11 protein-coding genes and 1 CRISPR repeat array are annotated in these 13,896 nt (G+C 54.1%); of the genes, 8 read left to right on the top strand and 3 right to left on the bottom strand.

Annotated features, from left to right (window positions below; all coding sequences use genetic code 11):
* Positions 1 to 19: 19 nt before the first annotated feature.
* Genes cas5c through BLS94_RS11895 form a run of 4 tightly spaced genes read left to right on the top strand, consistent with a single transcriptional unit; the run spans position 20 to position 3,708 of the window.
* Entirely contained in the window at positions 20 to 676 is a 657-nt protein-coding gene (cas5c, locus tag BLS94_RS11910; RefSeq protein ID WP_090961368.1) for a type I-C CRISPR-associated protein Cas5c, read from the top strand.
* Entirely contained in the window at positions 673 to 2,376 is a 1,704-nt protein-coding gene (gene cas8c, locus BLS94_RS11905) for a type I-C CRISPR-associated protein Cas8c/Csd1 (RefSeq protein WP_090961320.1), read from the top strand. The genes cas5c and cas8c overlap by 4 nt, the downstream gene beginning before the upstream one ends.
* A 6-nt stretch (positions 2,377 to 2,382) precedes the next feature.
* Positions 2,383 to 3,498 carry a type I-C CRISPR-associated protein Cas7/Csd2 gene (gene cas7c / locus BLS94_RS11900; RefSeq protein ID WP_090961317.1) on the top strand — a complete coding sequence of 372 codons (1,116 nt, stop codon included), beginning with the start codon at positions 2,383 to 2,385 and terminating at the stop codon, positions 3,496 to 3,498.
* A 3-nt stretch (positions 3,499 to 3,501) separates the two neighbouring features.
* The gene (locus BLS94_RS11895) at positions 3,502 to 3,708 is read left to right on the top strand and encodes a 2-oxoisovalerate dehydrogenase (protein WP_090961314.1); all 207 of its coding nucleotides are present in this window, start codon (positions 3,502 to 3,504) and stop codon (positions 3,706 to 3,708) included.
* Between the two features lie 75 nt (positions 3,709 to 3,783).
* Here BLS94_RS11895 and BLS94_RS14940 read toward each other — a convergent pair whose 3' ends face one another.
* On the bottom strand, positions 3,784 to 3,933 hold the full coding sequence (locus BLS94_RS14940) for a hypothetical protein (RefSeq protein WP_176767868.1): 150 nt from the start codon (positions 3,931 to 3,933) through the stop codon (positions 3,784 to 3,786).
* A 35-nt stretch (positions 3,934 to 3,968) separates the two neighbouring features.
* On the opposite strand from BLS94_RS14940, the gene cas4 reads away from it, so the two are divergent.
* The 4 genes from cas4 (at position 3,969) to BLS94_RS11870 (ending at position 9,637) form a co-directional block, all read left to right on the top strand.
* A complete protein-coding gene (gene cas4, locus BLS94_RS11885) occupies positions 3,969 to 4,595 on the top strand; it encodes a CRISPR-associated protein Cas4 (RefSeq protein WP_090961311.1) in 627 nt (208 codons plus the stop codon).
* 5 nt (positions 4,596 to 4,600) lie between these two features.
* The gene (gene cas1c, locus BLS94_RS11880) at positions 4,601 to 5,635 is read left to right on the top strand and encodes a type I-C CRISPR-associated endonuclease Cas1c (RefSeq protein ID WP_090961308.1); all 1,035 of its coding nucleotides are present in this window, start codon (positions 4,601 to 4,603) and stop codon (positions 5,633 to 5,635) included.
* 2 nt (positions 5,636 to 5,637) lie between these two features.
* Entirely contained in the window at positions 5,638 to 5,928 is a 291-nt protein-coding gene (gene cas2 / locus BLS94_RS11875; RefSeq protein WP_090961305.1) for a CRISPR-associated endonuclease Cas2, read from the top strand.
* Between the two features lie 179 nt (positions 5,929 to 6,107).
* A CRISPR array of direct repeats spans positions 6,108 to 8,811; the repeat unit is 37 nt; unit sequence GTAGCGCCCGGCCAACCGACCGGGCGAGGATTGAAAC.
* Between the two features lie 418 nt (positions 8,812 to 9,229).
* Positions 9,230 to 9,637, top strand: a complete 408-nt coding sequence (locus BLS94_RS11870) for a CBS domain-containing protein (protein ID WP_090961302.1) — start codon at positions 9,230 to 9,232, stop codon at positions 9,635 to 9,637.
* Between the two features lie 164 nt (positions 9,638 to 9,801).
* On the opposite strand, the gene BLS94_RS11865 is transcribed toward BLS94_RS11870, so the two are convergent.
* Both BLS94_RS11865 and BLS94_RS11860 read right to left on the bottom strand, forming a co-directional pair.
* On the bottom strand, positions 9,802 to 11,088 hold the full coding sequence (locus tag BLS94_RS11865; RefSeq protein ID WP_090961300.1) for a PQQ-dependent sugar dehydrogenase: 1,287 nt from the start codon (positions 11,086 to 11,088) through the stop codon (positions 9,802 to 9,804).
* 345 nt (positions 11,089 to 11,433) lie between these two features.
* Entirely contained in the window at positions 11,434 to 13,767 is a 2,334-nt protein-coding gene (locus BLS94_RS11860; RefSeq protein WP_256325408.1) for a penicillin acylase family protein, read from the bottom strand.
* Between the last annotated feature and the right edge of the window lie 129 nt (positions 13,768 to 13,896).

Below are 13,896 nucleotides of genomic sequence, written 5' to 3'. Positions count from 1 at the left end.
CATGAACCAAGGAAAAAGCATGAAGATATTTTGCCTGGAAGTGAGAGGCGATTTTGGCTGTTTTACTCGACCCGAGATGAAGGTGGAGCGCGTCAGCTATGACGTTATTACACCTTCCGCGGCGCGTGCGGTATTTGAATCGATCTTGTGGAAGCCGGCAATACGATGGCAGGTGATGAAGATCGAGGTTTTGAAGCCAATCAGATGGATTACCTTGCGGCGTAATGAGGTTGGGGCCGTGGTGTCGTCGCGCAACGTGCGGACAGCCATGACTAGCGGCACCGGCAACCTCGGACTTTATATAGAAGATGAGCGTCAGCAGCGGGCGGGGCTATTCCTACGTGATGTCGCCTACCGTATCCATGCGGGGTTTGAGCTTCTACCCATCGCAGGCGAGAATAATACTCCCGGCAAATTTTTGGACATGTTCGAGCGTCGTGCCAGCAAAGGCCAGTGTGTAAATCAGCCCTATTTAGGTTGCCGAGAGTTTAGTGCTGCTTTCCACCTTGTTGATAAACTCGACGCTACATCTGCGCCTATTGCGGAAAGTCGTGATCTTGGCTGGATGCTGTATGACATGGACTACACTAATCGCGCCAGTCCAACCCCACGTTTCTTCCGTGCAGACCTGAAAAATGGCGTTCTCGATTTAGCTAATGTGGAGGTGCGGGGATGATTCTCCAATCGTTATGCGATTACTACGAGCGCAAACCAGATTTGCCCCGCCTTGGCTTTGAGACCAAAGGTGTTCCCTTTGTAATTGAGCTCGATAGTGCCGGCCAAATAATACAAATCGAAGATACTCGTAGTATTGAAGGGAAGAAGAGAATTCCGCAGAATTTTCTTGTGCCTCAGGGCGAGAAGAGAGCTTCTGGCATTGCTGCCAATTTGCTATGGGATAACGCTGAATACGTGCTGGGGGTAACAAGCCGAGGTAAACCAGATCGAGTCCGGCAACAACATGCTGCGTTCAGAGTACGGCTTGAAAAGTTCTCTTTTATAGCGGATGTCGGACTAAAAGCTGTAACACTTTTTTTTAATACTTCGAATAAAGCACGGCTGGAAGCCGACATGCTCTGGCCAGAAATCCTGGAAAGCAATGCGATCCTGACGTTCCGCTTGCAGGGTGATCGCGAATTGGTATGTCAACGTCCCGCTATTAGGGATGCACTTGGAAAAAACACAGGTGGCGCTGCAGCGCAAATAACATGCTTGATTAGTGGTGAACCTGACAGCTTCGAGCGCTTGCATACGGCTATCAAAGGTGTTCGTGATGCGCAAACCAGCGGTGCGAATATCGTCTCATTCAACAAGGATGCTTTTAACTCCTTCGGTAAGGAGCAGGGAGCGAATGCTCCGGTTGGAAAGCGTGCGGCCTTCGCCTATACCACAGCGCTCAATTATTTGTTGAGCAAAGGGAGTAAACAGCGTATCCAGGTCGGTGATGCTTCAACCGTGTTTTGGTCCGAAACGCAAACTCAGTTGGAAGATATTTTTGCTGATTTGTTCGATGAGCCACCTAAAGACGATCCGTCGAAACAAACGCGAGCCATTGAGGCGCTATTCAAATCTCCCGTGACAGGCGCGTTTACCAACGACAGCAATATCCGCTTTTACGTTCTTGGTCTCGCGCCGAATGCGGCACGCGTAAGTATCCGTTTTTGGCAGATTGGCACAATTGCTGAGATGTCAGCACGGATTCGGCAGCACTTTGACGATCTGCAAATTATTCATGCTGGTTTTGAAAAGCCTCATCTCTCACTTTTTCGGCTATTGCTGTCTACTGCTACGCAAGGAAAATCAGACAATATTACGCCCAATCTCGCGGGAGAATTCATGCGCTCTATTTTAAGCGGGCTACCTTATCCGCAATCATTATTGCAGTCGGCCATTCGTCGTCTTCGCGCAGAGCGGGAGGTTAATTATCCGCGTGCCGCCCTCATAAAAGCCTGCCTTAACCGGCAGATGCGATATTTGCAATCTCAAGAGAAGGAGGTCAAGGTGTCACTCGATGAAAATAACAGTAATCCCGGGTACCGTATTGGGCGTCTATTTGCCGTGCTGGAAAAAGTACAGGAGGAAGCGGTCAACCCTGGCGCCACTATACGCGACCGCTTCTATGGGGCTGCTTCATGCACACCGGGCACAGTATTCGCCAACCTAATGAAACTGAAGAATCACCACCTTGCAAAGCTGGGAGAGGGGCGTAAACGTTACTTTGAGAAACTCATCGGTCAAATAATGTCCAAAATTATTGATTTTCCTTCGCATCTGATCTTGGCCGATCAGGGACGTTTTGCCATTGGGTATTACCACCAACGACAAGCCTTTTTTACCAAATCCGCGTCCACCTCATCCAATAACCAGGGAGAATAAAGAATCATGGCACTGAATAATCGTTACGACTTCGTTTTACTATTCGATGTGAAAGATGGCAATCCCAATGGTGATCCCGATGCAGGTAACTTGCCTCGTCTGGACCCTGAAACTGGAAAAGGGCTAGTAACCGATGTTTGTATAAAGCGAAAAATCCGCAATTACGTCTCAATAAAGCATCAATATAAACATGGCTATGACATATATGTGAAGGAGAAAGCGGTATTGGGGAGGGCACATACTACGGCTTTTCAGGAATTGGGTATCAAGTTGGGCCAGGATGCGAGCATTCCTATTCCAGTTGATATCGCCGAAGAGCTTGCCGAAGCCGAGTTGCCCGAGGGGTTATCGTTCGATACTAATGACGAGGATAAGCCAATTCTTCTTTTGGTATCAGGGGTACTAGATAAAAAAGAAGCTAAGAAAGCAATCAAAGAGAGTGACTTATCAAAGAAGATGCAGGCCTTCCTCAATAAATCATTAGCTGAGGCAAAACCCCGCAAACCTACTGGCGATGAAACAGAGCGTGGCAGAGAAAAGATGTGTGAGACTTTCTATGATATTCGAACCTTTGGCGCCGTGATGTCTCTGAAATCCGCGCCCAATTGTGGGCAGGTGCGCGGCCCGGTGCAGTTGACATTTGCCCGTTCGGTTAGTCCCATCGTCGCGCTGGAGCATTCAATCACCCGCATGGCGGTTGCGACCGAGGCAGAAGCGGAAAAACAGGGGGGCGACAATCGCACTATGGGCCGCAAGCATACCGTTCCTTACGCCTTGTATGTTGCACATGGCTTTATCTCTTCTCATCTTGCCAACCAGACTGGATTTTCCGAGGATGACTTGGATTTATTGTGGGACTCACTCGTGAACATGTTCGAGCATGACCGCTCCGCTGCGCGCGGCGAAATGACGACACGCGGGCTATATGTATTTAAACATGACAGCCAGCTTGGCAATGCCCACGCTCATAGCCTGTTTGACCACGTGTCGATCGAGCGTAAGAACGACGTCGAGGTACCACGCGAATTCGTCGACTATAACGTGCTGGTGGATGGTAACGAAATGACTGTTGGTGCCCAGCTTTCCCCTGCGCCGAGTGTAACGCTTACACGGATGGGTTAAACCATGAACGAAATTTTATTTCTGGTGGAGGAGGCACCCGAGGGCGGCTACATCGCCCGCGCCCCTGGTGAATCCATCTTTACCGAAGCAGATGATCTTGAGAGCCTTCACAGGCAGGTGCGCGATGCCGTCCATTGCCATTTTGATAAGGGCGAGATACCGCGGATTATCCGCTTGCACTTTACACGCGAAGAAGTCATCACGGTATGAAGCTAGTCACGGTATGAAGCTGCCCCGCGATTTGACCGGTAAAAAACTGGTTAAGGCTTTGGAGAAGATGGGATATCATGCGACGCGCCAAACTGCAGCCATATGCGCTTGTCGTGCGGCGCGATGAGTCGGCACACCATAACTGTTCCATTGCATGATCCGCTCCGGGTAGGAACGCTTGCCGCTATTCTTGCCGGCGTGACAGCGCATCATGAATTGACCCACGATGATCTCATTTTCAAGTGGTTCGGGAAAAGCTGATGGATAGCGGTGAGCGTGATGACATTATCATGATCTCCGCCATCCAGCATCATAGCTACTGCCCGCGCCAGTGCGCCCTGATCCACGTCGAGCAGCAGTTTTCGAGTAATGTTCACACGGCGCGTGGCGATGCTGTTCACGCGCGTGTTGATGAGCCGGGATGGGAAACACAACCGGGGGCGCGTGTCGAGAGAGCGCTGCCAATCTGGTCTGATCGTCTTGGATTAGCAGGGCGATGCGATGCTGTCGAATTTCGCCATGATGGCAGTATCTATCCCGTGGAGACCAAGCATGGCCCACGTAAAGCTAAAGTACATGATGATTTACAGCTTGCCGCACAGGCCATCTGCCTGGAAGAAATGACGGGTAAACCAGTTCCACGTGGCGCAATTTATCACCACACGTCCCGCCGTCGGCGAGAGGTAGCGATAACAGATGCATTGCGCCATCAGGTGGAAGAAATAACGGTAGCGGTACGCGGCCTGCTGGCTTCCGGCAGGCTGCCGCTTCCCGTAAACGACGTGCGTTGCAAGGAGTGTTCATTGAAGGATATTTGCCAGCCGGAAGCGTTAATGGCTAAACCAGCGCAAATATCCTTGCTGTCATCTCTTTTTGTACCTGATTAAACAATATGCGACAAATCCTGAATACGCTTTATGTCATGACACCTCATGCCTACGTGCATCTGGAGAACGACACGTTGCGCATAGATGTGGAGCGTCAAAAGAAAATGCAAGTTCCGCTGCATCATCTTGGTTCGGTGGTCTGCTTCGGCAATATTATGGTTTCCCCCGCTTTGATGCATCGTTGTGCCGATGACGGTATCAGTCTGGTATTGCTTGATCATAACGGACGCTTCAAGGCGCGACTGGAGGGCGCCACAAGTGGCAATATCTTGCTGAGGCAGGCACAGCATCGCGCGGCTGCCGATGGGCAGTTTGCGCTTTCAACAGCGCAGGCGGTAATTGCTGGAAAGCTACGGAATTCACGCCAGGTGCTGATGCGTGGCGCCCGTGAAGCGGACGAAGCACAAGACCAGAAAGTACTAAGCGTTGCCGCCGATTCCTTAGCTCGCTCCATCCGCAACATTCCGGTAACTGGTGATCTTGATATGTTGCGCGGAATCGAAGGCGATGCTGCAAAGATTTATTTCTCCGCATTGTCGTGCCTGGTGCGGCGCAACGTACGCGAATTTTTCACAATGAATGGACGTTCTCGCCGTCCACCTCGCGATCGCCTTAATGCGCTGTTATCGTTTCTTTACTCAATGGTGATGAATGATTGCCGTTCTGCCTTGGAGAGCGTAGGGCTTGATCCTCAATTGGGTTTTCTCCATGCTGTACGACCCGGAAGAGCAGCATTGGCGCTCGACTTGATGGAAGAATTTCGCGCTATTCTGGCGGATCGACTGGCTTTGACCTTGATCAATCGTGGCCAGATTACCGCAAACGATCTCAAGGAACGCGAAGGCGGGGCGGTATATTTGGAGGGCGATGCCAGGAAGGCCGTAGTGATAGCATATCAGGAGCGCAAACAGGAGGAAATTACCCACCCACTGCTTCAAACCAGAATATCGATAGGTTTATTGCCACAGCTTCAAGCACGTTTCATGGCGAGAACCATACGCGGCGAGATGGATGGATACCTGCCTTTCTTAGCGAGATAGCCTTGCTTATCATAGTAACTTACGATGTTTCCACTGAAACCAGGGAAGGGCGCAGAAGGCTGCGGCGAGTAGCGAAGGTATGCGAAGGGATGGGGCAGCGCGTCCAGAAATCGGTGTTCGAATGCAAAGTTAATCTAATGCAATATGAAGAGCTGGAGCGAAGGTTATTAGCAGAGATCGAACAGAAAGAGGACAATCTACGCATATACCGTTTGACTGAGCCAGTCGAACTGCATGTGAAGGAATATGGGAATTTCAAGGCAGTAGATTTTGAGGGACCCTTGATCATTTGAAGAGCGCGAACCTCAAGCTGCGGCGAAGTCGCGCTAGGTTCGCGCTTCCGCTAGACATTTGGTATCTATGACTAATTTTGCCCAAATTTCATGTTTCAGACCCTTATTTAGACTAGGAGCAAGGGGTTCGCGTATTTGTAGAAAAATTCATCATTTTATTATGTAGTTGTAGCTGTACCGTAGCGCCCGGCCAACCGACCGGGCGAGGATTGAAACCGACTGACTTCGGCGTGATCGCGGTTGACTCCGCGTAGCGCCCGGCCAACCGACCGGGCGAGGATTGAAACATCAAACAGGACTGATACCAAGGAAAACCTCTTGGTAGCGCCCGGCCAACCGACCGGGCGAGGATTGAAACATATCGTAAAAGTACCAAGTAGCGTACACCTCATGTAGCGCCCGGCCAACCGACCGGGCGAGGATTGAAACTTCTCGGCTGATGGATAATGCCTGTAGTTCTTCAGTAGCGCCCGGCCAACCGACCGGGCGAGGATTGAAACCTGGGAATAGTTCATGGAGAGGAACTTCTGGTAGAGCGTAGCGCCCGGCCAACCGACCGGGCGAGGATTGAAACCAAAACGCTTCCTGCGCAGGGCTTGCTGGTGCGCGTAGCGCCCGGCCAACCGACCGGGCGAGGATTGAAACATATTGTTGTAAACGACAGTGCCGCCCACAAAATTGGTAGCGCCCGGCCAACCGACCGGGCGAGGATTGAAACCTGATTACGACGACTTTTCCGACGCAGCTCTTCTGTAGCGCCCGGCCAACCGACCGGGCGAGGATTGAAACATTTGCAGACAGAAAGGCTAAGGAAAAAGCGGATGGTAGCGCCCGGCCAACCGACCGGGCGAGGATTGAAACACGCTATGGAAAGGAGATCAGATGGTTGGGATTTTTGGTAGCGCCCGGCCAACCGACCGGGCGAGGATTGAAACACGCTCGATATTATTAGACGCCATTGTAACCAGCAGTAGCGCCCGGCCAACCGACCGGGCGAGGATTGAAACACGTATCTTTTGTAAACGCGGCTTTGATTTTTCAGTAGCGCCCGGCCAACCGACCGGGCGAGGATTGAAACAATCTGGTACGTTGACGTTGGTTCCCGTGATCCTTGTAGCGCCCGGCCAACCGACCGGGCGAGGATTGAAACGTTGCCTGCGCGATTTGCGCGGCGTGTGGAAAGTGTAGCGCCCGGCCAACCGACCGGGCGAGGATTGAAACTGACCAACGCTGACTGATCGCATAGATTGTGATGGTAGCGCCCGGCCAACCGACCGGGCGAGGATTGAAACCTTGTACTCACCACCTAGCCCGCCTTGCAGCCACCCGTAGCGCCCGGCCAACCGACCGGGCGAGGATTGAAACTCTATTTCAGGCTGCGCGAGATAACCAAAAAACTCGTGGTAGCGCCCGGCCAACCGACCGGGCGAGGATTGAAACCCGTCGTGCCGAAGAAACGCACGTTTTCCGAAGAGGTAGCGCCCGGCCAACCGACCGGGCGAGGATTGAAACATTTCGTCGAATTCAGTAACGGAACGGCGGGCGAAGTAGCGCCCGGCCAACCGACCGGGCGAGGATTGAAACGACTACACAAAATACATCCGCCTGGCCGCCAATGCCGGTAGCGCCCGGCCAACCGACCGGGCGAGGATTGAAACTTTTGCCCTCTCCATTTACTTGCGCGACCAAAACGTAGCGCCCGGCCAACCGACCGGGCGAGGATTGAAACTTCAGAAACTTGACCATGATTTTATGACCTTTAAAATGTAGCGCCCGGCCAACCGACCGGGCGAGGATTGAAACCAATGGTGCGGCGATGTACCCACATACTAGCCACTGTAGCGCCCGGCCAACCGACCGGGCGAGGATTGAAACCGCCTGCGGCGGGTGAAGTCGCGCTGCCGGACATGGTAGCGCCCGGCCAACCGACCGGGCGAGGATTGAAACTCAATCGTCTAGTTTTTAAGCAGTTTCGACCGCATAGTAGCGCCCGGCCAACCGACCGGGCGAGGATTGAAACCAACGTGCCCGCATCAAGGAAATAGAAGAAAGGATGTAGCGCCCGGCCAACCGACCGGGCGAGGATTGAAACACATGACACCGTAGAAGCGCTACAAACCTTGTTAGGTAGCGCCCGGCCAACCGACCGGGCGAGGATTGAAACCGCTCATCGCCACGGCCACCGCATCGCATTGCAGGGCGTAGCGCCCGGCCAACCGACCGGGCGAGGATTGAAACAGAAACGCCTGCAGATGGGCGATCCTGTATCAATGTAGCGCCCGGCCAACCGACCGGGCGAGGATTGAAACTCGAACGATCACATGGAGCGCGGACACGAGCAGGAGTAGCGCCCGGCCAACCGACCGGGCGAGGATTGAAACTCGCGTACATGCCGATCATTCCGCATACCGCACCGTAGCGCCCGGCCAACCGACCGGGCGAGGATTGAAACAGGTATATCGCTATCCTGGTCATATGGGCTGTGGTAGCGCCCGGCCAACCGACCGGGCGAGGATTGAAACCTATTTGACGCATCATTTTCCATTACCCCAAAGTTGTAGCGCCCGGCCAACCGACCGGGCGAGGATTGAAACATTCACCTTGTCATAATTGCCGGGTACGACATTGGTAGCGCCCGGCCAACCGACCGGGCGAGGATTGAAACAACGTGTCAACGGGTGGCGTTCTGCCGGTAACAGTGTAGCGCCCGGCCAACCGAGCGGGCGAGGATTGAAACACGCTCAAGTTCGATAGCGACGTAGACCGCGCCGCGGTAGCGCCCGGCCAACCGAGCGGGCGAGGATTGAAACGCAATAAATGACGGGCCTCCTCCAGTTCGGGCGGAGGTAGCGCCCGGCCAACCGATCGGGCGAGGAGTAGTAGTTGAGCGTGTTCGTCGCCCCCAGGATGGTAGCGTCCCGCTGTCTGACGGCGGAGATTAAATTGTCGTGCTGGTATTAACCTTCCTCGTCTGCGCAAGTAGCAGCGCCAAGAGACTGATCAAGGATGATTGAAGCGCTGGTAAGGGTTAAGTGAGTGGGTGATTGGTAGCGCAGAGTAGAAAATTTTCGAGGATCACTGCCTAGAGTAGTAGGCGGGAAGAAGCGTGTCCAAGTTAGCTAGAATCGAAATATGAAGGGTAGCGTTGTGCGTTAGCATCGGCCTTTTACACAAATAATTGGATATCGAGGAGGCCGGCCTCTAAGGATGTGTGCGCTGCCGTACAGAAACTGCTGAATTTCAACACTACGCTGAATTTAATATCTCTGGTCTCGTATTAGCTCCAAAGGAGGAGATTGACATGCGAACAGTTGGCGATGTGATGATTCCGGACGTGCACACCATCAGCCCGGACGCAACAATCGAGGAAGCAGCGCAAGAGATGCGCGATGGGGATTTTGGCCTGATGCCTGTGGGAGAAGAAGACCAAATGCTTGGTGTGATAACCGACCGTGACATCATAATTCGCGCGGTCGCCGAAGGCCAGGGCCCGAGCTTTAAAGTTCGGGATGTCATGTCCAATGAGCCTGTCTGGGCGCATCAGGACGATTCTATAGGTAATGCAGCCCAGATCATGAGGGAGCATCAGATTCGACGCTTGCCGGTAGTGGACGACGATCAACGGCTCGTAGGGATCGTGGCGCTCGGGGCCTTTGGCGTCGAGGACGCCGATATCGGGCCTGTCTCCGAAGCGCTGTCCGAGTCTTGAAATTATATTAATACGGGTATTTGATTGTGTCGTAAGGGAAGCGATAGCTCTATAACTCCTGCCTGGAAAGCTGGCGGCTAGCGGCTTGTGCCCGTGCAGGAATGGTATTGCTTTCCGGTATTCAGTCCGGCACGTTCGTTGCGACAATAAGGCGGACGATTATTTCACGCTACCCGAGCGCGACCACTACTTTTTCTTTGTGTCTTGCACTTAGCGAAGCGCCTCACGCGTAGCGAGACAAGGGCCATGCCTGCAAGCATCATAGCCCAACCCTCCGGTTCGGGTATGGCGGTGATCATTCCCACTTGACCATTGATGCTCACCAGATACAGGTTACCGGCAGCATCCTCGCCAAATGAGGAGATGCCACCTGAAATACCGTTAGGAGACAGCAATTCGGCGGTGCGATCGGTAACATCGGCATTTGTAATGGGCGCGCCGGTAAAGTGGAAAGACATCACCTTGTCGTTAATGAAGTCCGCGAAGAAATAAGTGCCGTCCAGCCCATCGATCGCCGACCCACGGTAAACATAGCCACCTGTGATCGAGGCACCGCCGCCATTGTGGTCATATTCGAAGATTGGCAATGTATGATGCGCAAGCGACGGATCATCAGGAAAATTTAACCGTGTGCCCTCGAACTTGCGCCATCCGTAATTGGCGCCAGCGGTGCCAATATTGATCTCTTCGCGATTATCCTGTCCGACGTCGGCAATATAAAACGTGCCGGTTTCCCGGTCGAAGCTGTCCCGGTATGGATTGCGCAACCCATAAGCATAGATTTCCGGGTTGCCGCCAGGAAGGTTGCCCGCAGGGATTGCATAGCCATATTGCGCAGCATCGTTAGGCAAACGATCGGTCGATACATCTACCCTCAACATTTTTCCCAAATTTTCGGAAAGATTCTGTGCGCGATTCTGAGGATCATCGCGAGATCCGCCGTCGCCGGTGCCAATGTAAAGGTTCGCGGCCTCGCCGGGGCGAAAACCGATCCAACCTGCCTTGTGATTGTTGAGCCCGGCTGGTTGAGCGATGGTGATTACCGTTTGCCCGCTTGCGGCATCCGCTATATTGGGTTGCGCCGCGCTGGCCTGATAAGTGGCGACGACCGTGTTGAGCGTTGTCTTGTCTATATAATCGACATAAAAGCGGCGATTGGTCGCGAAATTCGGATCAAACGCCATACCGAGCAGGCCGCGCTCGCCGTCGGTATTGACCGAGCCGGACAAATCGAGAAATGGAGTGGAACGCACCGCCCCGTTCTCGAGGATTTTGATCAATCCACCCTGCTCTACAATGAATAGCCGCGAATCGCCATTGGGTGAAGTAGCGAACAAGGGCCGGCTTAAACCGGTGGCGACGATTTTGGTTTGCAACTGCGCAAGCGCGGGTGGTATCCAGACGGTAGCGGCAAAAGCTGCAGTGAGCAAGAGGGGAAAAAACTTGTTCATGATAGCTCCTTCGCGTCGAGTTATATCGGGCTATACAAAGCTATGCAAAGCCGAAGCAGAAATAACACAAGTGCCCGTTCTTTATTTATATAGACAACGCTCAGTCGGTTGTCAAATGGGTGCGAGTCATGACTTTCGTTTTTTACGCTGCCAATCTCGCCGCTGGTCTAGTCGGCTTGACCGGTTTGTGTGCAGCTACTGATGAAGCATCATTCTGGTGAATTGGAGTTGGACGCGCCGTCTAGCCGGACGAATCCATGCCGGCAAAGAGAAAATGCTTAAGCCGGTGGAAAATCGTAACCGGCCTTCATGGGGAAAATGAAGTAACAGGGTTTCAGCCCCCAATTACGGCGTTTTCTCAAGCGGATGCAGGTGCAGTGCCTGTTCGGGTGGTCCCGGGAGAAATGGAGTGGGTATGCCGTTAACCCAATCGGCATGCCCGCTGCCATAATAGGGTGAGAAAGGGTGCCCGCTCTGTCCGCCGGGCATTTCGAAATAACCTCGTTCTTCATTACCGGGGGCAACTGCAAAACGATTTGCGGCCCCGAAGCTCGGCCCCTGCACCCGAGGCATATTGCTGTCGCCGGGCAGCTCATCCTTTGGCATATTCAGCCATACTCCGATAAAGTCAGGTAGAGCACGGCTGAGTGGATGCCTGATGCGGGCGGTGTTACGCTCACCCCAGTTACGAGCCATTATGCCGCCCCGTTGGCTTCGCATACGCTCCGCCACGCGTCTGGCAGAGCTGCCCAACAAGTCTTCCCAGTGGGCATAAGCAGGCGGCAACAGGTGTCGTGGACGTTGCTCGATCAAGGTCCACACAGCGTGTTCGGCTTGATTCAGCTTTGGCAGCACGAAATCTGGCGACTGACTGCGCACTGCTGCCGCAAAACCGTCGAGTACTCTATTGGTAACCTCCCGGCGGAATGTGCGGACCAGATGATAGGCAACCGACGATGTCGAGGCATGTCCATCCCAATCGCGGAGCGCTTGCTGCATTTCGGCCTGCCAAGGCGCCGTTTCTGCACGGTTCAGCGTCAGTTCGAGAAGTCCCCGCCAGCGCTCCAGAAATAACGCGCGATCGTCCAGCTGGATTGCCAGCATGCTTGCGGGTGAGAAATGCCCGCTTCCGCGTAAACTATCGCGGATCTGCTTCGAGCGGGCACCGAGGTCATAGCCTCCATCGCCGAGCCGGTCGAGCATAAGGCCGTCGACAGTACGTGCATTCGCCGTCCACAGTCTCTGTTGGGGCGGATTAACGATCAATGGGTACTGGGCGGGCATAAGCCAGCCGCTCCACCCCATACCCGGCTCGCTCCAGTCTGCCGGCATTGTTGGATCATAACCACCGGTTCTGACTGGAATACGCCCGGCAATGGTCCAGGCAATATTGCCCTCGCGGTCACCGACAATAAAATTTTGGGCGGGAATGCCCGCATTCTGGGCAATCATGACGGCTTCATCCACGGTTTCCGCCCCGTCCAGCTGGGCGAGCTCCATATTGATCGCGCCGGGCTGGTGCGCAGTCCAGGCGAGCGCAAGCGGCACGCCGTCGTGGTCAGTCGCGAGTATTGGTCCCCACTCGGTCTCATAAATATCGAGTGCCTCATCCGGCGCGCCGCGCGCATGCAGGGTTTCGCGATGAACGGTGACGGAGTTCCACCCGGTTGCGTTGCGGTACCTCGATTTATCCGCCGGGTCCAGCCTGACCCGCACCCAGTCCGTGAAATCGCCATAACTGTTTGTAAAACTCCACGCGATACGACGATTCGAACCGACTGCGATTGCGGGCGTGCCAGGAAGGCTGGCCCCGATAATGTCGTGGTCAAGCCCGGGACGCCGCAAGTTCGGGTAGATCAAACGGGTACGGAACCAGATATTGGGAACACGCAGTTCCAGATGCGTATCGTTGGCGACTAGCGCGGCGCCCGCAGCCAACTCGCCGGCCACGGCAAAGCTATTGCTGCCGGGCAAATTATCGCTGTGATCCTCGGTATCGCGCAAAAGGCCGGGGTCGAGCTTGTGCAGGTCGAGCTCATCCGCGGAAGGCGTTCGTGGCCACTGGGATGCGGTGCCGAGAAGTGGCGCATCCCATTCACCGCCACCAGCGGTGAGAAACCGGTAAGCCGCTTCGGGTAATGTTGCATGCATGGTAGAGAATGCAAGCTCGCGAAAATTACTTCCGTCATTTAGCGTGAAATACATCGCATTGACGACCAGTATGCTATCTTCAGTGCGCCACGCAACCGGGAGCGTGCGCGTCAGCAGATATGGGAACGGCCGCGTAGCGAGCGCGTTCAGGCCTCCATTTACCCCATCGCGATATACGTCGAGTAGCTGCCGCTGGCCGGTCGGCAATTCTTGCAATACCGCCGATGCACGCGAGCGCATGCGGTGCCTCCGCGCTTTGCGGTCGGCCGGCAAGGCTGCCGGTCCGAACAACTCTGCCAATTCACCGGCTGCTTGTCGTCTCATCAGATCCATCTCGAAGAAGCGTTCCTGCGCATGGGCATAACCAAGCGCCCAAACCAGATCATGGCGATCCTGCGCGTGCAAAGTCACGCTACCCAGCGCATCGCGCTCGACAGTGACCTGAGCAGACAGGCCCTTTACATTCACTGTTCCGGCATACTGCGGCAAGCTCCCGCGCAGCACCAGCCAGCAGCCACCTGCCAACAATACCGCCAGTATGAGAAATACCAGTAGAACCCGGCGCGTTGCGCCATAGAAAAAGGTTACCGAAACAGTTTTGCAGTTAACGTTGTGCCATAAGGAAAGGAATTCATTTTAGTGCATCGAAGATGATTT

This window comes from Nitrosospira sp. Nsp18 (assembly GCF_900103145.1).
Taxonomy (GTDB): domain Bacteria; phylum Pseudomonadota; class Gammaproteobacteria; order Burkholderiales; family Nitrosomonadaceae; genus Nitrosospira.
The sequence above is the reverse complement of the archived record's forward strand: the minus strand, read 5'-3'. Positions and strand labels throughout refer to the sequence as shown.